A 19,010-nucleotide genomic window follows, 5' to 3' on the forward strand; every position below is an offset into this window, starting at 1 on the left:
GTCTCCGCCGTAAAACGATCACCCGTGAGCTGCATCCCGTCACCCGAGTCCCCCGCAAAACGGATCACGACCCGGTCCAGACGGCGAACATCCTTCGCTCCCACCGGTTTGCGCTGTTCTCCCACGACGGCTTCGTCGGCCTGCTCCGCCTGGCTACTGACCTGGCTCGTCACTGAACTGGACCTCCTTTGAGGCGGCTAGTCCGGGAGAGGTCTTCGCGCGGACCCTTCCCTTTCCAACCCTACGTCCGTAAGGGTCGCCTTCCTTCGGCCATTCGCATGATGGACCTCCATCCGAAACGGCCCGACGCCCTGACGTGCCATGATTTCCCCGCTCCGGTCCTCGTTCCGGACGACGCGCCCGGTTCGCCTCCCGGTTCCGCGTGGAAACTGACACGCGGTCGGACGGTCAGGAGTTCAGATAGGTCAGAACGGCCAGAACACGTCGGTGGTCGCCGTCGCTCGGGGAGAGGCCGAGCTTCAGGAAGATATTGCTGACGTGCTTCTCCACGGCCCCGTCGCTGACCACCAACGCGCGGGCGATGGCGGAATTCGTGCGGCCCTCGGCCATCAGCCCCAGCACCTCCCGCTCCCGCGGGGTCAGCCCGGCCAGCACGTCCTGCTTGCGGCTGCGGCCGAGCAACTGGGCCACGACCTCCGGGTCGAGGGCCGTACCGCCGCGGGCCACCCGCACCACGGCGTCCACGAACTCGCGCACCTCGGCGACCCGGTCCTTGAGCAGGTAGCCGACGCCCCGGCTGGAGCCGGCCAGCAGTTCGGTCGCGTACCGCTCCTCCACGTACTGCGACAGCACGAGCACCCCGAGCCCCGGGTGCGCCTTGCGCAGCTGCACGGCCGCCCGGACCCCCTCGTCGGTGTGGGTCGGCGGCATCCTGACGTCGGCGACCACCACGTCCGGCAGCGCGTCCTGCGCGGCGAACTCCGTCATGGTCTTGATGAGCGCCTCGCCGTCCCCGACCCCCGCCACCACCTCGTGCCCCCGGTCGGTCAGCAACCGGGTCAGGCCCTCCCGCAGCAGCACCGAATCCTCGGCGATGACCACGCGCACTCTGTCCTCCACGATTCCTCGGCCCCCCAGAGCCCGCCGCGGGCCGCCCCGGACCCGCCGGGTGCGTACCCGCTCGCACGGCAGCGGCCGTACGACGACCCCAGCATTCCAGCATTCGGATCAGGGCGCGCCCGGCTGTGCGAAGAGGCGCGGGGCCCGGGGGAGCGGGCCCGGCAACGGCGCTCCACCGGGCCGGTCGGGCCAAGCCGTTCGCTCCCGACCGGGTGCTCGGGCCGCCGTGCGGCAGCCGAGCACCCGGCTCCGTGCGGGCCGCGCCGGGCGGCCCGATCGAGCGGTTCGGCGGTTCCGTCCCGCTTCCGGCGGCGAGCCCGGCCGTCCGGGGCCGCCGCCGGGCTCAGCCGCGCCAGGGCAGCTCGGCGGTGATCCGGGTGGGGCCCGCCGCCGGGGAGTCCACCACGAGGATGCCGTCCACCGCGTCCAGCCGCTCCGCGAGGCCCGTGAGGCCCGTACCGCGGGAGGCGTCGGCGCCGCCGACCCCGTTGTCCGCCACCTGGAGCATCAGGCGGTTCTCGACCCGCCACACGTCCACGCTCGCCCGGGTCGCCCCGGAGTGCTTGCCGATGTTCTGGAGCAGCTCGGAGACGGTGAAGTAGGCGATGCCCTCGATGGCGGGCGCCGGCCGCGCCGGCAGGTCGACCTCCACCCGCACCGGCACCGTGCACCGCGACGCCACCGCCGACAGGGCCGCGTCGAGCCCCCGGTCGGTCAGCACCGCGGGGTGGATGCCCCGGGCCAGGTCCCGCAGCTCCTGGAGCGCCGTCTTCACCTCGCCGTGCGCCTCGTCCACCATCCGGGCGGCCGCCCGCGGGTCCTCGGTCAGCTTCTCCTTCGCGAGCCCCAGGTCCATCGCCAGCGCCACGAGCCGGGCCTGCGCCCCGTCGTGCAGATCGCGCTCGATGCGCCGCAGGTCCGCCGCCGCCGCGTCCACGACCGTCCCGCGGTCGGACTCCAGCTCCACCACGCGGGTCGCCAGCCGCGAGGGGCCGAGCAGCCCGCGCACCATCACCCGGTCCACCCCGGTCAGCGCCCGCACGATCCACGGGGTGGCCATCGTGAACAGCAGCCCGAGCAGCGCGGTCACCGTGATCTCGAACGGGTTGTCCAGGTACACGGAGTGCGTCCCGTCGCCGTACAGCTGGAGGCCCCCCTGGCCCGCGTAGACCGGGAAGACCCAGAACCACAGCGGATAGGTCAGCAGCGCCCACCCGTACGCCCAGAAGCTCAGGGCCACGCTGAAGGAGAAGACCGCCCACGGGAACTGGAGCACCGCGTACAGCAGGTGCCGCCACGAGACGCCGCTGCCGAGCACCGCGCCCATCCACCCCAGCGGGCCGCTCCTGCGGACCCGCAGCGGCTCCGGATCGGCCACCTCGACACCGAGCAGCCCGCGGGCCCGCGCCCGCTCCAGCGCACCGAACCCGCGGCAGCCGGCCAGCGCCGCGGCGAGCACCGGGACGCCCAGGAAGGTGATCAGCAGGCCCGCGCCCAGCGAGACCATGGTGACGGCGAACGTGAACATGAGGATGCCGAGCGGAAGGCCCATCAGCACGTAGCCGAGCTCCTGCCAGCTGCGGGCCTCCACCGGCGCCCGCAGCGGGGCCGGCAGACGGTGGCGCCACCCGGAACCCGCCCCGTCGAATCCGGGCCCGCCCCGGTGCCCGTACCCGTGTCCGTAGTCCGTGGCCATCGGTCCGTCCGTTCTCTCGTCTCGTGCGGCTCGTACCCCCACTCTGCTGGCCGGGCCGCCCGCCGACCATGGAGCGGGTCGGCGTCTCGGCCCGGGGGTTTTCCCCACCCGGCGGCCACCCGCCGGCCACCCGCCGCGGGCCGCCGGGCCGGTCGGACGGGCCGGGACGAACCGGTCGCGCCGACCGGTCGGACGGGCCCGTCCGACCGGCCCGGCGGACGCGACGAGGCGGCGCGGTGGACCACCGCGCCGCCTCGACCCCTCCCCACGCCGACGGTGCCGGCGCCCGCCCGCCGGTCAGCGGCCCCGTGCGTCCTGGCGCTCCCGCCAGGGCAGTTCGGCCGTGACGACGGTCGGGCCGCCCTCCGGCGAGTCGACGACGAACAGGCCGTCCACCGCGCCCAGCCGGTCGGCGAGCCCCGCCATCCCCGTGCCCCGGTCGAGCCCGGCCCCGCCGCGGCCGTCGTCGCGGACCTGGATGAGCAGCCGGTCCTCCGCGCGCCAGACGTCGACGGACGCGGACCGCGCGCCGCTGTGCTTGCTGACGTTCTGGAGCAGCTCGGAGACCGTGAAGTAGGCGATGCCCTCGATCGCGGCGGCCGGGCGCGTCGCCAGGTCGGCCGTCACCTTCACGGGGACCGTGCAGCGCGACGCCACCGACGACAGCGCCGCGTCCAGGCCCCGGTCCGTGAGGACCGCCGGATGGATACCGCGGGCCAGGTCGCGCAGCTCCTGAAGCGCCAGCTTCACCTCGCCGTGCGCCTCGTCCACCATCGCCGCCGCCGCGTCCGGATCCTCCAGCAGTTTCTCCTTCGCCAGACCGAGTCCCATCGCCAGCGCGACGAGCCGGGCCTGCGCCCCGTCGTGCAGATCCCGCTCGATCCGCCGCAGATCGGCCGCGGCCGTGTCGACCACCACCCCGCGGTCGGACTCCAGTTCGGCGATCCGCCGCTCCAGCGCGTCGTCGGGCGACAGCAGTCCGCGCACCAGCGCCCGGTCCACCGTCGTCAGCCCCCGCGCCAGGAACGGCAGCACCGGCCACAGCACGAACAGCGACACGAGGGTGACGGTGAAGGTGGCGATCCCCCAGGGCAGCCGCACGAGGTCGTAGAGGGCGGCCCGCCAGGCCACCGGGTCCTTCAGGCTCGACCACAGCCAGCCGAAGAAGCCGGTCCGCCGCACCGGCAGCGGGCTCGGCTCGTCGATCCGCAGCCCCAGCAAGCCGCGCGCCCGCGCCCGCTCCAGCCGGCCCAGCTGCCGCGCACCGCGCAGCCCGCCCGCCAGCAGCGGCAGCCCGACGACCGTGACCGCCAGCCCGGCCCCGACGGACAGCATCGTCACCACGTAGACGAAACCGATCAGCGAGGCCGGCAGGTTCAGCAGGAGATGCGCGATCTCCTTCCAGGTCTGCCCGTCGAAGGCGAAGCGCGGCGGAGGGAGCCGGTCGCCGTCGGACGGTCCGTCCGACGGACCGGTGGGCGTGATGCGTTCGGTCATGGCCGCCACCCTGCCCGGCGGCGCGCCGCAGCGCCATGAGGCGGACCGCCGCGGCCCGCTGGGGATAACCCCACCCTCCGGAGTGACGGCCGGACGGGACGCGACGGCGTCCGCGGCGGAGGGCGCCGGGAGCGGTCGGGCCCGTGCGGAGCCGTTCACACCGTGAGACGCGGGCGGGTGCCCGGTGCTCCGGGGACGGCCGAGGCGTGACGGGCTGCTTACGCTCGCTTTAGCAGGCCCTAGACTCCCGTCCGTACAGATCGTCGAACACGGCGCATCACCGGTGCGCGACGGCGTGCGACGGGGTGCAACGAGGTCAGGGAGCGAGGGGCTGACGTGCCGGAACCGACCGTGATCGCGGCGACCGGGACCGTCGTCGCGGCGGACTACTTCCCGTCGTACGCGGTCGTCGGGCTGCTCGCCGTCGTCGGCGTGCTGTTCGTCGCCGTCGCCTTCGGCGCCGGACGTCTGCTGCGGCCGGTGGTCCCCACGCCCGAGAAACTCCTCACCTACGAGTGCGGCGTCGACCCCGTCGGCGAGGGCTGGGCCCACACCCAGGTCCGCTACTACGTCTACGCGTTCCTCTACGTGATCTTCGCCGTCGACTCGGTCTTCCTCTTCCCCTGGGCCACGGTCTTCGCCGCTCCCGGTTACGGCGCCGCCACACTCGTCGAGATGTTCGTCTTCCTCGGCTTCCTCGCCGTGGGCCTGCTCTACGCATACAAGAAGGGCGTCCTCACATGGACGTGACCCCCTCCACCCCGGAGCCGGTGCCGCTGCCCGAGCCCCAGCGGCTCGGCGCACTCGCCCGGCTCGCCCCCGAGCCGATGAAGGTGGTCCTCAACTGGGGCCGCCGCTACTCGCTCTGGGTCTTCAACTTCGGCCTCGCCTGCTGCGCGATCGAGTTCATCGCCGCGTCGATGGCCCGCCACGACTTCATCCGGCTCGGCGTCATCCCCTTCGCGCCGGGCCCCCGCCAGGCCGACCTGATGGTGGTGTCCGGCACGGTCACCGACAAGATGGCGCCCGCCGTCAAGCGCCTGTACGAGCAGATGCCCGAGCCGAAGTACGTCATCTCCTTCGGCGCCTGCTCGAACTGCGGCGGCCCCTACTGGGACTCCTACGCGGTCACCAAGGGCGTCGACCAGATCATCCCCGTCGACGTCTACGTCCCCGGGTGCCCGCCCCGCCCGGAGGCCCTGCTCCAGGGCATCCTCAAGCTCCAGGAGAAGATCGCCCGGGAGTCGCTGGGGGAGCGGTACGGCGCCGGTGCCCACCGGCCGTCCGCCGCGGAGCTCCGCAGCGGCCTGGTGAAGCCGCCGCTTCCCGCGGCGCCCGCGCAGCCCCCGGCGACGGGCGGCGAGGCCCGGCCCGACGCCGGCGCGGCACCCGTCACCGCCGACGAGACCGCCCGCCGGGAGGACGACCGATGACCGTCGGCTGGCTCCCCGCCCCCGCCGAGGAACTCTTCGGCCCCGACGCCACGGCCGAGGAGTCCTACGAGGTCCTCACGGTCGACGTACCGCCCGCGTCCTGGATCGCGGCCCTCGAGACCGCCCGCGACACCCTCGGCTGCACCTACTTCGACTGGCTGAGCGCCGTCGACGAACCCGGCACCGGCTTCCGGGTCGCCGCTCACGTGGTCGCCCTCGCTCCGGTGCGCCGCCTCCTCGTCCGCACGACGGTCCCGCACGCGGCGCCCGTCCTCCCGTCGGCCGTCTCCGTCTACGCGGGCGCCGGCTGGCACGAGCGCGAGACCCACGAGATGTTCGGGGTGGCCTTCGAGGGCCACCCCGGCCTCGACCCGCTGCTGCTGCCGGACGGCTTCGAGGGCCACCCGCTCCGCAAGGACTTCGTCCTGGCCGCCCGCGTGGCCAAGGCGTGGCCCGGCGCCAAGGAGCCCGGCGAGTCCGAGCACGGCGGACCGAAACGCCGCCAGATGCTCCCGCCCGGCGTCCCCGACCCCAACGAGTGGGGCCCGCTCAAGGGCCAGCTGCCCCCCGCTCCGGCCCGTCCCGCCCGGGGCGCGGCCCGCGCGGCGGGCGACCGTCCGGCCCGCCGGACCCGCACGGCCGCCGAGGGCTCGGCCGGGCAGACGCCGCCGGGTGCCGGCGGGGACGCGGCCGGTACGGCTCCCCGGACCGGGGCCGCCGACGGCACCGCGGCGCCGTCCACGGAGGCCGGCGCCGACGCCGGTTCCGGAACCGGCCGTCCGGTCCGCCGCAGCCGGAGCGCGAGCCAGGGTTCGGCGAGTCAGCGTCCGGCGCCTGCGAGTCCGCCGTCGGGCCCGGAGCCGGACGCCACGGGTACGGCCGCGCCCCAGGACGCCGGTCCCGCGGACGCCACGGCACCGTCCTCCGCGCCGGGCACGCGACCCGGCCCGGAGGCCGGGGACGCCCCGGCCGGGGTCTCCGCCCCGGCCGGCCCGGACACGCCGATCGGCGGGGGAACCGATCGCTCGGCGGACACCTCCGACCCGGGGAGGACCAAGGACGCCGCCCCGGAGACCCCGGACACGTCGGACACGGCGAGCGGTTCGGGTGGCACGTCGGACGACGCTTCGGGGCCGTCGGCCACCTCGGCCGGCGGGCCGGCCGCCCCGGCGGGTGACGCGCCCTGGCACCGCCCGAGGCCCGCTTTCGACGACGCGGCCGATACGGGCTCCGGCGCGGGTGGTCACGGCGCCGACGCGGACGCGGAGGACGGCCGCTCCGGCGCGGACCCCGAAGACGGCCGCTCCGACGAGGCCGGTCACGGCGCCGACGCGGACGCCGAACACGGCGACCGCACCCGCGACGACGATCCCGACCCCACCCGCGACGGCAACCCCGACCCCGCGCGCGACGACGACCCCGCAGGAGGAACGCAGTGAACGACGCTCTCGACGTCGCCCTCCGCCTGATCGTCGTCTTCGTCGTGTTCCTGACGTTTCCGCTGATCGTCGGTCAGACCGAGCACAAGGTGATGGCCCACATGCAGGGCCGGCTCGGCCCGATGTACGCGGGCGGCTTCCACGGCTGGGCCCAACTCGTCGCGGACGGGGTGAAGTTCGCCCAGAAGGAGGACATCGTCCCGACGGGGGCGGATCGGCGGATCTTCCAGCTCGCGCCCGCCGTGGCCCTCCTCCCGTACCTCCTGGTCCTCCTGGCGATCCCCGTCGGCCCCGGGGAGGGCGCGGTGGGCGAGGTCGTCGACGCGGGCATCTTCTTCGTCCTCGCCGTCATGGGGGTGGGCGTCCTCGGCTCGCTGATGGCCGGATGGGCCTCGGCCAACAAGTTCTCCCTGCTCGGCGGTCTGCGCACCGCCGCCCAGCTCCTCGCCTACGAACTCCCCATGCTCCTGACCGCGGCCTCCGTCGCCATGGCCGCGGGCACGGTGTCGCTGCCCGGGATCGTGGACGCGTTCCACTGGTGGTGGCTGCCCTGGCAGATCGTCGGCGCGGTCGTGTTCTTCGTCGCCGGACTCGCCGAACTCCAGCGGCCCCCCTTCGACATGCCCGTCGCCGACTCCGAGATCATCTTCGGCGCGTACACCGAGTACACCGGCCTGCGCTTCGCCCTGTTCCTGCTCGCCGAGTACGCCGGGATCGTCGTCCTGTGCGGGCTGACCACCGTCCTCTTCCTGGGCGGCTGGCACGGCCCCTGGGGCGCCGACGGGCTCGGCTGGGTGTGGACCCTGCTGAAGGCGGCGGTCCTCGCCTTCCTGGTGATCTGGCTCCGCGTCACCTACCCCCGCCTGCGCGAGGACCAGCTCCAGAAGCTCTCCTGGACCCTCCTCGTCCCCCTGTCCCTCGCCCAGATCGCCCTCACCGGCATCGTCAAGGTGGTGATCGCGTAACCATGGCCGAGTCGCACCCGCCCACCCGCTCCCGCATCCCCGGCTCCGGCCTCGCCAAGGGCCTGGCCGTCACCCTCCGCACGATGACGCGGAAGACCGTCACCGCGCAGTACCCCGACACCCAGCCCGAACTGCCGCCCCGCACCCGCGGCGTCATCGGCCTCTTCGAGGAGAACTGCACGGTCTGCATGCTGTGCGCCCGCGAGTGCCCGGACTGGTGCATCTACATCGACTCCCACAAGGAGACGGTGCCGCCCGCCGCCCCCGGTGGCCGCGAGCGCAGCCGCAACGTCCTCGACCGCTTCGCCATCGACTTCTCCCTGTGCATGTACTGCGGTATCTGCATCGAGGTCTGCCCCTTCGACGCGCTCTTCTGGTCGCCGGAGTTCGAGTACGCCGAGACCGACATCCACGAACTCACCCACGAGCGCGACAAGCTCCGCGAGTGGATGTGGACCGTCCCGGCCCCGCCCGCCCTCGACCCCGGCGCCGAGGAGCCCAAGGAGATCGCCGCCGCCCGCAAGACGGCCGACAAGCTCGCCGCCGAACAGAACGCGCGGGCCGGGGACACACCTCCCTCCGGTCCCCGGGAGGACCCGTCGTGACCCTCGCAGCAGCCACCGTCGCCGGGGCCCGCGCGACCGCCGGCCTCGCCGCCGGGCAGCACGGCTTCCTCTCCCCGACCGGTGTGGAGATCGCCTTCGTCCTCGTCGGCCTGGCCACCTTCGGCGCCGCCGTCGTGACCGTCACCACCCGGCAGCTGGTGCACGCCGCCCTGTGGCTGGTCGTGGCGCTCGGCGGCCTCGCCGTCGAATACCTGCTGCTCACGGCCGAGTTCATCGCCTGGGTACAGGTCCTCATCTACGTCGGTTCCGTCGTCGTCCTCCTCCTGTTCGGCCTGATGCTGACCAAGGCCCCCATCGGGCGCTCCCCGGACGCCGACTCCGGCAACCGGTGGGCCGCCCTCACCGTGGCCGGCGCCTCGGCCGCCGCCCTGGTCTGGGTCGTCGTCGACGCCTTCCGCACGACCTGGGTCGACCTGTCCGGCGCCGCCGCCGGATCCACCGAGGTCACCGGGGCGAGCCTCTTCCAGAACTGGGTCCTCCCCTTCGAAGCGCTCTCGGTCCTCCTGCTCGCCGCCCTGGTCGGCGCGATCGTCCTCTCCCGCAAGGCGGACACGGACACCGCCGCGCCGGCCGCCCCGCGCGTCCCAGCCGGCCGCACCGGCACGGACCACGACGCCAAGCGGGAGGCCCGCTGATGCACCTCGCCTATCCCGCCGTGCTGGCGGCCCTGCTGTTCTGCACCGGGCTGTACGGAGTCCTCGCGCGCCGCAACGCGATCCTGGTCCTGATGTCCGTCGAGCTGATGCTCAACGCCGTCAACCTGAACCTCGTCGCCTTCGACGTCTGGCTCTCCAAGGCCGCCCGCGACACCCTGCACTCCGGCCAGGCACTGACCCTGTTCACCATCGCCGTCGCCGCCGCCGAGATCGGCATCGGCCTCGCCATCGTCCTCGCCGTGTACCGCAACAGCGGCACCTCGGACATCGACAGGCTCCGCGACACCGCCGAGGGCCACGGCACCGACAGCGACGGCCCCGGGAGCGACGGCACCGACAGCAACGACCCCGACGCCCCCGCGGCCGAGAAGACTGAGGCCACCGCGTGACCACGACCACCCTCGCCGTCCTCGTCCCCCTCCTGCCGTTCCTGGGCGCCGCCGCCGGGCTCCTGCTGGGCGGTACGTCCCCGGGGCTCGCCCGCCCGCTCGCCGTCCTGCCCCCGCTCGCGTCGCTCCTCCTCGCCGTGACCGTCGCGGTCCGCCAAGGCGGCGGACAGGCCGTCGACGCCCACACCGAACTCACCCCGACCGGCTCGGTCCCCATCGAACTGGCCCTGCACATCGACGGCTTCGCCGCCCTCGTCGCCGTCCTCGTCGGCGTCGTCGCCACCTGTGTGCAGATCTACTCGACGGGCTATCTGCGCGACGACGTGCGCTACCCCTCGTACGCCGCCCTCGTCTCCCTGTTCACCTCCGCGATGCTGCTGGTCGTCTACTCCGGCGACCTGATGGTGCTCCTGGTCGGCTGGGAGATCATGGGCATCTGCTCGTACTTCCTGGTCGGCCACTACTGGGAGACCCCGGAGGCCCGCGCCGCCTCCCTCAAGGCGTTCCTCGTCACCAAGCTCGGCGACGTCCCCTTCCTCATCGGCCTGTTCGCCCTGGCCACCGACGCCGGCTCCTTCCGCATCACCTCGGTCCTCGGCACCGTCGCGAGCGGCGGGCTGCACCACCCGACGCTCGTCGCCCTGCTCCTGCTCGCCGGGGTGGCGGGCAAGTCGGCCCTCTTCCCGCTGCACACCTGGCTGCCCGACGCCATGGCGGGCCCCACACCCGTCTCCGCGCTGATCCACGCCGCCACGATGGTCGCCGCCGGCATCTACTTCGTCGCCCGGCTCCTTCCCGTCTTCCAGGCGTCCTCCGCCGCGATGGTCACCCTCGCCGTCATGGCGGGCGTCACCATGGCCGGGTCCGGCCTCGCCGCGCTCGCCCAGGACGACATCAAGCGGGTCCTCGCCTACTCGACGATCGGCCAGCTCGGCTACATGGCCGGCGCCCTCGCCGTCGGCGACCGCGGTGCCGCCGTCTTCCACCTCCTCGCCCACGGCGCCTTCAAGGCGCTGCTGTTCCTCGCCGCCGGCGTCGTCATCCACGCCTCCGGCACCAACTCCCTCGCCGTCATGTCCCGGATGAAGGGACTGCGCGACCGCGTGCCCGACGCCTACTGGACGATGACCGTGGCCCTCCTCGCGCTCGCCGCGATCCCGCCGTTCAGCGGCTTCTTCTCCAAGGAAGCCGTCCTCGGAGCAGCCGAACACGTCGCCACCGGACACACCGAGCACGCGCCCGGCGCGGCCGGCTGGATCGTCCTCGTCACCGGACTGATCACCGCCGTCCTCACCGCCGCGTACGCGACCCGGCTGTGGCTGCTGGCCTTCCACGGCCGGGGTGCCGAGGCTCCCGACCACGGCAGGCAGCCGAACACCATGACCGCCGTCCTGTGGGTGCTCGCCGTGCCCTCGCTCGCCTTCGGCCTCGCCTACGGACCGCTCCCCGACTGGTTCGACGGACGCGACCTCACACCCGTCCTCACCACGTCGGTGCTCGGCACCGGTCTCGCCCTGGTCGGCGGGATCGTCACCTACGGCGCCTGGCGGCACACCACCGCGCTGGCGCGCGTACCGCTGGGCGCGGTCGCGGCCCACCCCGACGCCGACGCCGGACAGGTGGAGGCCGAGGCCATCGCCAGCCACGAACCCGCCTTCGGGGACATCGCCTACGCCCCCGACCCGGCGGACCCGGGCCGGCTGCTGCTCGGCCCGCTGCACCGCCACGCGGCCGTCGGCTTCCACCTCGACGCCGTCTACCACGCGCTGTTCGTCCGCCCGGTCCAGGCCGGCGCCCGCCTCGTGCGCTTCCTCGACCGCGAGGTCGTCGACACCTACGTACGCGGCGCCGGAGCCCTACCCCGCTGGCTCGGCACCGTCGTACGGCGGGCGCAGACCGGCAACGTGCAGACCTATGTGAGCGCGCTGCTCGCCGGCACCGTCGTCCTGGTGGTCGCCGCCGTCCTCGTCGCCACGGGAGCGTGAGCAGGCGTGATCGATATCAGTGAGTCCGTGATGCAGCTTCTTCTCGCGTTGATCGTCGTCGGCCCGCTCGTCGGGGCCGCCGCCGCGCTCCTGCCGGCACCACCCGGGCTGAAGGGCACGTCACCGGAGCAGGCGGTGCTGCGCCACGGTGTCGTCGTCACCGGCGGCATCCTCATCGCGGCGATCGTCCTCGCGCTGGGCTTCGACCACGACCATCCGTCGAGGATGCAGGCCACGACCGACATCAGCTGGATCCCCGCACTCGACGTGCGCATCCACCTCGGCATCGACGGCATCTCCCTCCCCCTTCTGGTCCTGACCGCGCTACTGACCTTCCTCTGCGCGCTCTACTCCTACTTCAAGCCGCCCGCGGGTCCGGCCCCGAAGGCGTTCGTCGCCCTGCTGCTCCTCCTCGAGACCGGCACCCTCGCGACCTTCGCCGTCCTCGATCTGCTGCTGTTCTTCCTCGCGTTCGAGACCGTGCTCATCCCGATGTACTTCCTCATCGCACGGTGGGGAGGCGCCCGACGCCAGGCCGCGGCCTGGAAGTTCATCCTCTACACCCTGCTCGGATCGGTCGTCATGCTGCTCGGCCTGCTCCTGATCGGAATCAGGGCGGGCACGTTCGACATGGTGGCACTCGCCACTGACAACGGCCGCTCGCTCAGTACATCCGTGCAGGTTGTCGCCGTGCTGGCCATCGGGATCGGGCTCGCGGTCAAGACCCCGATGTGGCCGCTGCACAGCTGGCTGCCGGACGCCCACACCGCCGCGCCCACCGTCGGCTCGGTCCTGCTCGCCGGCGTCATGCTGAAGATGGGCACGTACGGGTTCGTGCGCATCCTGCTGCCCGTCGCCCCCGACGGCTTCCGCACCTTCGCCCCCTACCTCGCCGCCCTCGCCGTGGTCGGCATCATCTACGGTTCGCTGGCCTGCCTGGCGCTCGCCGGGCGAGGAGCCAAGGGCGACCTCAAGCGGCTCATCGCCTACTCCTCCGTCGGCCACATGGGCTTCGTCCTCCTCGGCATCGCCACCATGACGCCCACCGGTGTGAACGGCGCGCTGTTCGCCAACATCGCCCACGGCCTCATCACCGGCCTGCTCTTCTTCCTCGTCGGAGCCCTGAAGGACCGCACGGGCACCACCGACCTCGACACCCTCGCCGACCGGACCGGTGCCGCGCTGTACGGCAAGGCCCCCCGGCTCGGCGGCCTGCTCGCCTTCGCCGCCGTCGCCTCGCTCGGCCTGCCCGGCCTCGCCGGATTCTGGGGCGAGATGCTCGCGCTGTTCGGCGCGTTCGACCCCGCCGAGGGCCTCAGCCGGCCCGCCTACCTGACGTTCCTGGCGATCGCCGCGTTCGGCACGCTGCTCACCGCCGCATACATGCTCGTCGTGGTCCGCCGCGTCTGCATGGGCACGACCACCCCCGAGACGCCGAAACTCGCCGACGTGCAGAGCTACGAGTTCGCCGCCTGGACGCCGCTCGTCGCCCTCACCGTCGTCGCCGGCCTGTGGCCGCGGGCCCTCCTCGGTCTCACCGACCCGGCCGTCCAGCAGCTCCTCGCAGGAGGCACCCGATGAGTTCCCTGGTCCAGTCCGTCGACTGGCTCGCCATCGCGCCGCCCACCCTCGCCGCGGTCGCCGGCCTCGTCGTGCTCGTCGCCGACCTCTTCCTCGGCGAGGAACGCAAGGCCGTCCTGGGCTGGGTCGCCGTCGCCGGCCTCGCCGCGTCGGCACTGATGCTGCTGCCCCTGCTCGACGGCGACCGGGCCACGTTCTGCCTGACGGGCCAGGCGCACGCGTGCAGCTACGTCGCCGACCGCTTCACCCTGGTCGTCCAGCTCCTGGCCCTCGGCGGCGCGCTGCTGGCCGCCCTCCTGTCGGTCACCGCCCTGAAGGACGCCGACAAACGGCTGCCCGAGGGGGAGTACTGGTTCCTGCTGCTCTCCTCCGCCGCGGGCGCCGCCCTGCTCCCCGCCGCCCGCGACCTCGCCACCCTCGTCGTCGCCCTGGAAGTCGCCTCGCTGCCCGCCTTCGCCCTCGTCGGCATCCGGCGCGGCGACCGGAAGTCCTCCGAGGCGGCCCTGAAGTTCTTCCTGTCCTCCGTCACCGCGACCGCGGTGAGCCTCATGGGCGTCAGCTTCGTGTACGCGACGACGGGCACCCTCCACCTCACCCGGATCGCGAGCCGCGTCCAGCACGTCGACGGACAGTTCCACACCCTCGCCCAGACGGGTGTCGTCCTCACCCTGGTCGGCTTCGCCTTCAAGACGGCCGCCGTGCCCTTCCACTTCTGGGTGCCCGACACCTACGTGGGCGCGCCGCTGCCGGTCGCCGCCTACCTGTCGGTCGTCGGCAAGGCGGTCGGCTTCTGCGGGCTGATCCTCGTCACCGTCATCGCCTTCCCGTCGTACGCGGACGTCTGGGGCCCGGCGCTGGCCGCGCTGGCCGCGCTCACCATGACGGTCGGCAACGTCGGAGCGCTCCGGCAACGGGCCACGCGCGCGTACAGCGCGGTGCGCCTGCTCGCCTGGTCCTCCGTCGGACAGGCCGGCTACCTCCTCGTCCCGATCGCCTCCGCCGGCTACTCCCGGGACCCCCGGCAGGCCATCGGCTCCACGGTGGCCTACGCCCTCATGTACGCCGCCGTGAACCTCGGCGCCTTCGCCGTGGCCGCCCTGGTCGCCCGCACCAGCCCCCTCAACCGGGTCGGCGACTACCGGGGCCTGTACGCGAGGAACCCGCTCTGCGCGCTGGTCCTCGCCTTCTTCCTGCTCTGCCTCGCGGGCCTGCCGCCGGGCGTCATCGGCCTCTTCGCCAAGGTCACGGTGTTCTCCGCCGCCGTCGACGCCGGACTCGGCTGGCTGGCCGTCGTCATGGCCGTCAACGTGGTGATCGCGCTGTTCTACTACCTCCAGTGGACGGCCCTCCTCTTCCGCGCCCCCGAGGACCGGCCGGCCACCCGCCGCGTGCCCGCCCCGCTGACGGCCGCGATCGCCCTGACGGCCGTACTGGGCGTCGTCCTCTCCGGGGCGCCGCAGCTGGTGCTGCGCTTCACGCAGACCGGCCTGTTCTGAGCCCGACGCTCCTGCCCGGCCCCGCCGCCCGCGGCCCCGCACGGACCGTGCCGGGCCCCGGGCGGCGGGGCCGGAACGGAAGCTCACCCGAGTGGACCCGCACCGACCCGGTGGCCCCGCGACCGCCACCCGGCCGGCGCAGCGGGCCGCGCTGGGAACGGGGCTCCACGCGCGCGTGAGGCGGCGTACCGATGGCGTACCGATCACCCGGACGGCTCACCCGCGGGCTCGCGGGCACCAGGGAACCCGAGGCTCCCGTCTGGCGTTGACCAGTGCGGGAGGTTCCACTGAAGAGTGGAAGCAGAGCATCAGCAGGCACAGGGTTCCCCTGCCGCACCGCTTGGAGGGCGTACCGTGCACCGCCGGCACAACGGGCTCAGGACCGCCGTACTCCTCGGCGGACTGTCCGCACTCATCATCGTCATCGGCAGCTTCTTCGGGCGCACCGGCCTGATCGTCGCCCTGGTCATCGCACTCGGGACGAACGCCTACGCCTACTGGAACAGCGACAAGCTGGCGCTGCGCGCGATGCGCGCCCGCCCGGTGAGCGAGTTCGAGGCCCCCGCCCTGTACCGCATGGTCCGCGACCTCTCCACGCAGGCCCGGCAGCCCATGCCGCGCCTGTACATCTCGCCGACCGAGGCGCCGAACGCGTTCGCGACGGGCCGCAACCCGCGCAACGCCGCCGTGTGCTGCACCGAGGGCATCCTGCGCATCCTGGACGAGCGAGAGCTGCGCGGTGTCATCGGCCACGAGCTCAGCCACGTCTACAACCGCGACATCCTGATCTCGTCCGTGGCCGGAGCGCTCGCCTCCGTGATCATGTTCCTGGTCAACTTCGCCTGGCTGATCCCGATCGGCCGATCCAACGACGACGACGGCCCCGGCATCCTCGGCCTGCTGCTGATCATGATCCTGGGCCCGCTCGCCGCCTCCCTCATCCAACTCGCGATCAGCCGCTCCAGGGAGTACGAGGCGGACGCGTCCGGTGCCCAGCTCACCGGTGACCCGCTCGCCCTCGCGAGCGCGCTGCGCAAGCTCGACGCGGGCACCAAGCAGCTGCCGCTGCCCCCCGAGCCGCGCATCGAGACGGCGAGCCACATGATGATCGCGAACCCATTCCGTCCGGGACAGGGAATGTCCAAGATGTTCTCCACGCATCCGCCGATGGCGGAGCGCATCGCCCGGCTCGAGCAGATGGCAGGTCGGCACCAGTGAAGACAATTCTGAACGTCATTTGGCTCATTCTGAGCGGCTTCTGGCTGTTCCTCGGATACCTGGCCGCGGGGCTCATCCTCTGCATCACCATTATCGGCATCCCGTTCGGCATCGCCGCGTTCCGGATCGGCGTCTACGCCCTGTGGCCCTTCGGCTACACCACGGTGGAGCGCCACGACGCGGGGACGCCGTCCTGCGTGGGCAACGTCCTGTGGCTGGTCCTCGCGGGCTGGTGGCTCGCCCTGACCCACATCGTGACGGGCATCGCCATGTGCCTCACGATCATCGGCATCCCGTTCGGCATCGCCAACTTCAAGCTGATCCCGGTCTCCCTGTTCCCGCTGGGTCGGGAAATCGTGCGCACGGACGAGCCCTTCGCGACGCGCTGACGGCCCGGCCGGGCGGGGGCGCCGCGTCCGGGCCGAGGGTTTTCCACAGGCCGCCCGATGGTCGGTGGCGCGCTGCATGATGAACCCATGACCGAGACCGAGCAGTTGCTGGAACGGGTCGCCACGCGGGCGCGCGCCTCCCGCCCCTGGGGGTGGCCCGCGCTCCCCGCCCCCGTGGACGCGAGCGAGATCGCCCGCGCCGAAGCCGTTCTGGGCTTTCCGCTGCCCGCACTGCTCGCCTCGCTCTATCTGCGCATAGGGGACGGCGGGTTCGGCCCGGAGTACGGCCTGCTGCCGCTCCTGGAGGGCGCGCCCTCGGGCGAGCCGGCGGTCGTCCCGCACTATCTGGCCGGTCGGGAGAGCGGTCGCAGGGACCCGGAGTGGCCGTGGCCCGAGGGCGTCCTGCCGATATCCCACTGGGGCTGCGGGATGTACGCGTGCGTGGACTGCCGGGACCCGGACGGCAGGGTTCTGCTCTACGAGCCGAACGCCGACACGGCCGAACACGCCTGGTACGTGGACGCACCCGACCTCGCGACCTGGCTGAAGACCTGGCTCGACGGAGCGGGCTGGTACGAGGAGTCCAACGACGACGCGGACCTGCCGCCCTGGCCGGACTTCGCCCGCCGTACGGAGGACCCCGGGACGCCCTGACCCGGCCGCGCCTCGCCGGACCACCGCCCCGCCCCTCGCGCGCTCCGCGGGCGGGTCAGCGTGCGGCCCTCCACCGGCGTACGCCGTAGGCGGCCGCCCCGACCGCCAGGACCCCGGCGCCCACGCCCACCGACACCGCGGGAAGGGTGAACGCCAGCGTCAGGCAGCCGAGCAGACCCAGCACCGGCACCGCTCGCGCAAGGGGAGCCGAACCGAGCGTCCACGCCGACGCGTTGGCGATCGCGTAGTAGACCAGGACGCCGAAGGAGGAGAAGCCGATCGCACCCCGGACGTCGACCGTCGCGGCGAGGGTGGCGACGACCGCCCCCACGGCCAGCTCCGCGCGGTGCGGGACCTGGAAGCGCGGGTGCACGGCGGCCAGGGCGCCGGGCAGGTGACGGTCGCGTGCCATGGCCAGGGTCGTCCGCGAGACGCCCAGGATCAGGGCCAGGAGAGAACCGAGGGCGGCCGTCGCGGCCCCGGTCCGCACGACCGGCACGAGGCCGGGCAGGCCCGCCGCCTCGACGGCGTCGACGAGCGGCGCGGACGCACGCGCGAGCCCCTCCGGCCCGAGCACGGAAAGGACGGCCACCGAGACCGCCGCGTACACCAGGAGGGTGATGCCGAGAGCCAGCGGGATCGCGCGTGGAATGGTGCGCTCCGGGGCGCGCACCTCCTCGCCGAGCGTCGCGATCCGGGCGTATCCGGCGAACGCGAAGAACAGCAGGCCGGCCGCTTGGAGGACCCCTGCCGCGCCGGACGGGGCCCCGACGCCCAGCCGTTCGGTGTCGGACGCGTCCGAGAGCAGGCAGCCGACCACCACGGAAGCGAGGACCGCCAGGACGACCGCCACGATCGCCCGGGTCAGCCAGGCGGACTTCTGCAGGCCGCCGTAGTTCAGCGCGGTCAGTGCCACCACGGCCGCGACCCCCACCGCGTGCGCCTGCGCCGGCCAGACGTAGGCACCCACCGTCAGCGCCATGGCGGCGCAGGAGGCCGTCTTGCCGACGACGAACGCCCAGCCCGCCAGATGGCCCCAGAAGGCGCCCAGCCGCTCACGGCCGTAGACGTAGGTGCCGCCCGAGGCCGGATAGCGGGCGGCGAGCCGGGCCGAGGACATGGCGTTGCAGTAGGCGACGACGGCGGCGAGCGCCAGTGCGGTCAGCAGCGCGGGGCCGGCCGCTCGTGCCGCCGGGGCGAGCGCGGCGAAGACGCCCGCGCCGATCATCGAACCGAGTCCGACGACCACGGCGTCCGGCGTGCCGAGGGTCCGGCGCAGCGCGGCTGTCGACTGAGGCATGCGCCGCACCCTACTGATCGGTGCAACCGTCCGGAGCCACGGCCACGTCTTGTTCATCGACACGGCATCGACACGGCGCCGGGCCGGTCGGGACGGCAGGCGTCCCGACGGCGCGGACGCACAGGACGGCGCGTCACGCCGGGCCGGATTCACAGGTCCGGGACAGCGTGGCCGCGGCAGGGAAGGGCAGGTTCAGAGCATGGGCATCATCAGCTGGATCATTCTGGGGCTGCTGGCAGGCGCCATCGCCAAGCTTCTGCTTCCGGGGCGGGACCCCGGAGGCTTCGTCGGCACGACCCTCATCGGGGTCGCGGGCGCGTTCATCGGAGGCTGGATATCGGCCCGCTGGCTGGACCACCCCATCAGCAAGCACTTCTACGACGGCGCCACCTGGGCCGCCGCCATCGGCGGTTCGCTCGTGCTGCTGATCATCTATCGCGTCCTGTTCGGCGACTCACGCGACTGAGCACGCGTCGCGGATCGGCGCGGGCCGCGGACCGGCATGCGAGGAGGGGGGGGCCCCCCGGGGGCCCCCCCCTCCTCGTTGTCACCTCGGCACCGACGGCCGACGCGCCCCGGTCCACCGGGCGCGTCCACCTGCCGCGC

18 protein-coding genes are annotated in these 19,010 nt (G+C 73.3%); 14 read left to right on the top strand and 4 right to left on the bottom strand.

The annotated features are described in order from the left end of the window. Window positions 1–408: 408 nt before the first annotated feature. The 3 genes from ACGFS9_RS16385 to ACGFS9_RS16395 all read right to left on the bottom strand — a co-directional run bounded on the left by ACGFS9_RS16385 (window position 409) and on the right by ACGFS9_RS16395 (window position 4,273). Entirely contained in the window at window positions 409–1,080 is a 672-nt protein-coding gene (locus ACGFS9_RS16385; protein WP_393253797.1) for a LuxR C-terminal-related transcriptional regulator, read from the bottom strand. Window positions 1,081–1,423: 343 nt separating this feature from the next. Then, complete coding sequence (locus ACGFS9_RS16390) at window positions 1,424–2,776, bottom strand: sensor histidine kinase (RefSeq protein WP_393253798.1); 1,353 nt, start codon at window positions 2,774–2,776, stop codon at window positions 1,424–1,426. A 297-nt stretch (window positions 2,777–3,073) separates the two neighbouring features. Continuing rightward, window positions 3,074–4,273: a sensor histidine kinase gene (locus tag ACGFS9_RS16395; RefSeq protein WP_393253799.1), complete on the bottom strand. Its 1,200-nt coding sequence runs from the start codon at window positions 4,271–4,273 to the stop codon at window positions 3,074–3,076. A gap of 336 nt (window positions 4,274–4,609) precedes the next feature. Here ACGFS9_RS16395 and ACGFS9_RS16400 point away from each other — a divergent pair, with 336 nt between their 5' ends. The 13 genes from ACGFS9_RS16400 to ACGFS9_RS16460 all read left to right on the top strand — a co-directional run bounded on the left by ACGFS9_RS16400 (window position 4,610) and on the right by ACGFS9_RS16460 (window position 17,104). Beyond that, window positions 4,610–5,023 carry an NADH-quinone oxidoreductase subunit A gene (locus tag ACGFS9_RS16400; RefSeq protein WP_393253801.1) on the top strand — a complete coding sequence of 138 codons (414 nt, stop codon included), beginning with the start codon at window positions 4,610–4,612 and terminating at the stop codon, window positions 5,021–5,023. Then, window positions 5,014–5,706, top strand: coding sequence for an NADH-quinone oxidoreductase subunit B (locus ACGFS9_RS16405; protein ID WP_393253802.1), 693 nt, complete (start codon window positions 5,014–5,016; stop codon window positions 5,704–5,706). Before ACGFS9_RS16400 ends, ACGFS9_RS16405 begins: the two co-directional genes overlap by 10 nt. Continuing rightward, window positions 5,703–7,145 (top strand): NADH-quinone oxidoreductase subunit C, encoded by a 1,443-nt coding sequence (locus tag ACGFS9_RS16410; protein ID WP_393253803.1) that lies wholly within the window; start codon window positions 5,703–5,705, stop codon window positions 7,143–7,145. The genes ACGFS9_RS16405 and ACGFS9_RS16410 overlap by 4 nt, the downstream gene beginning before the upstream one ends. Then, window positions 7,142–8,110 (top strand): NADH-quinone oxidoreductase subunit H, encoded by a 969-nt coding sequence (locus ACGFS9_RS16415; protein WP_393253804.1) that lies wholly within the window; start codon window positions 7,142–7,144, stop codon window positions 8,108–8,110. The genes ACGFS9_RS16410 and ACGFS9_RS16415 overlap by 4 nt, the downstream gene beginning before the upstream one ends. Before the next feature lie 2 nt (window positions 8,111–8,112). Next, the gene (locus ACGFS9_RS16420; RefSeq protein WP_393253806.1) at window positions 8,113–8,715 is read left to right on the top strand and encodes a NuoI/complex I 23 kDa subunit family protein; all 603 of its coding nucleotides are present in this window, start codon (window positions 8,113–8,115) and stop codon (window positions 8,713–8,715) included. Next, window positions 8,712–9,371, top strand: coding sequence for an NADH-quinone oxidoreductase subunit J (locus tag ACGFS9_RS16425; RefSeq protein WP_393253807.1), 660 nt, complete (start codon window positions 8,712–8,714; stop codon window positions 9,369–9,371). The genes ACGFS9_RS16420 and ACGFS9_RS16425 overlap by 4 nt, the downstream gene beginning before the upstream one ends. After that, window positions 9,371–9,781, top strand: coding sequence for an NADH-quinone oxidoreductase subunit NuoK (gene nuoK / locus ACGFS9_RS16430; RefSeq protein ID WP_393253809.1), 411 nt, complete (start codon window positions 9,371–9,373; stop codon window positions 9,779–9,781). Before ACGFS9_RS16425 ends, nuoK begins: the two co-directional genes overlap by 1 nt. After that, window positions 9,778–11,766, top strand: coding sequence for an NADH-quinone oxidoreductase subunit L (locus ACGFS9_RS16435; protein ID WP_393253810.1), 1,989 nt, complete (start codon window positions 9,778–9,780; stop codon window positions 11,764–11,766). Before nuoK ends, ACGFS9_RS16435 begins: the two co-directional genes overlap by 4 nt. A gap of 6 nt (window positions 11,767–11,772) precedes the next feature. Next, the gene (locus ACGFS9_RS16440) at window positions 11,773–13,347 is read left to right on the top strand and encodes a NuoM family protein (protein WP_393253812.1); all 1,575 of its coding nucleotides are present in this window, start codon (window positions 11,773–11,775) and stop codon (window positions 13,345–13,347) included. Beyond that, complete coding sequence (locus ACGFS9_RS16445; protein ID WP_393253813.1) at window positions 13,344–14,843, top strand: NADH-quinone oxidoreductase subunit N; 1,500 nt, start codon at window positions 13,344–13,346, stop codon at window positions 14,841–14,843. The genes ACGFS9_RS16440 and ACGFS9_RS16445 overlap by 4 nt, the downstream gene beginning before the upstream one ends. Window positions 14,844–15,197: 354 nt before the next feature. Further along, window positions 15,198–16,061, top strand: coding sequence for a zinc metalloprotease HtpX (gene htpX / locus ACGFS9_RS16450; RefSeq protein WP_393253815.1), 864 nt, complete (start codon window positions 15,198–15,200; stop codon window positions 16,059–16,061). Beyond that, on the top strand, window positions 16,058–16,450 hold the full coding sequence (locus tag ACGFS9_RS16455; protein WP_393253816.1) for a YccF domain-containing protein: 393 nt from the start codon (window positions 16,058–16,060) through the stop codon (window positions 16,448–16,450). The genes htpX and ACGFS9_RS16455 overlap by 4 nt, the downstream gene beginning before the upstream one ends. 87 nt (window positions 16,451–16,537) lie before the next feature. Further along, the gene (locus tag ACGFS9_RS16460) at window positions 16,538–17,104 is read left to right on the top strand and encodes an SMI1/KNR4 family protein (RefSeq protein ID WP_393253817.1); all 567 of its coding nucleotides are present in this window, start codon (window positions 16,538–16,540) and stop codon (window positions 17,102–17,104) included. A gap of 55 nt (window positions 17,105–17,159) precedes the next feature. On the opposite strand, the gene ACGFS9_RS16465 is transcribed toward ACGFS9_RS16460, so the two are convergent. Beyond that, the gene (locus tag ACGFS9_RS16465) at window positions 17,160–18,404 is read right to left on the bottom strand and encodes an APC family permease (RefSeq protein ID WP_393253818.1); all 1,245 of its coding nucleotides are present in this window, start codon (window positions 18,402–18,404) and stop codon (window positions 17,160–17,162) included. A 199-nt stretch (window positions 18,405–18,603) separates the two neighbouring features. On the opposite strand from ACGFS9_RS16465, the gene ACGFS9_RS16470 reads away from it, so the two are divergent. Further along, window positions 18,604–18,870, top strand: coding sequence for a GlsB/YeaQ/YmgE family stress response membrane protein (locus tag ACGFS9_RS16470; protein ID WP_366697160.1), 267 nt, complete (start codon window positions 18,604–18,606; stop codon window positions 18,868–18,870). Window positions 18,871–19,010: the final 140 nt, after the last annotated feature.

The sequence above is a fragment of the Streptomyces sp. NPDC048566 genome (genome assembly GCF_043199735.1).
Taxonomy (GTDB): Bacteria; Actinomycetota; Actinomycetes; order Streptomycetales; family Streptomycetaceae; genus Streptomyces.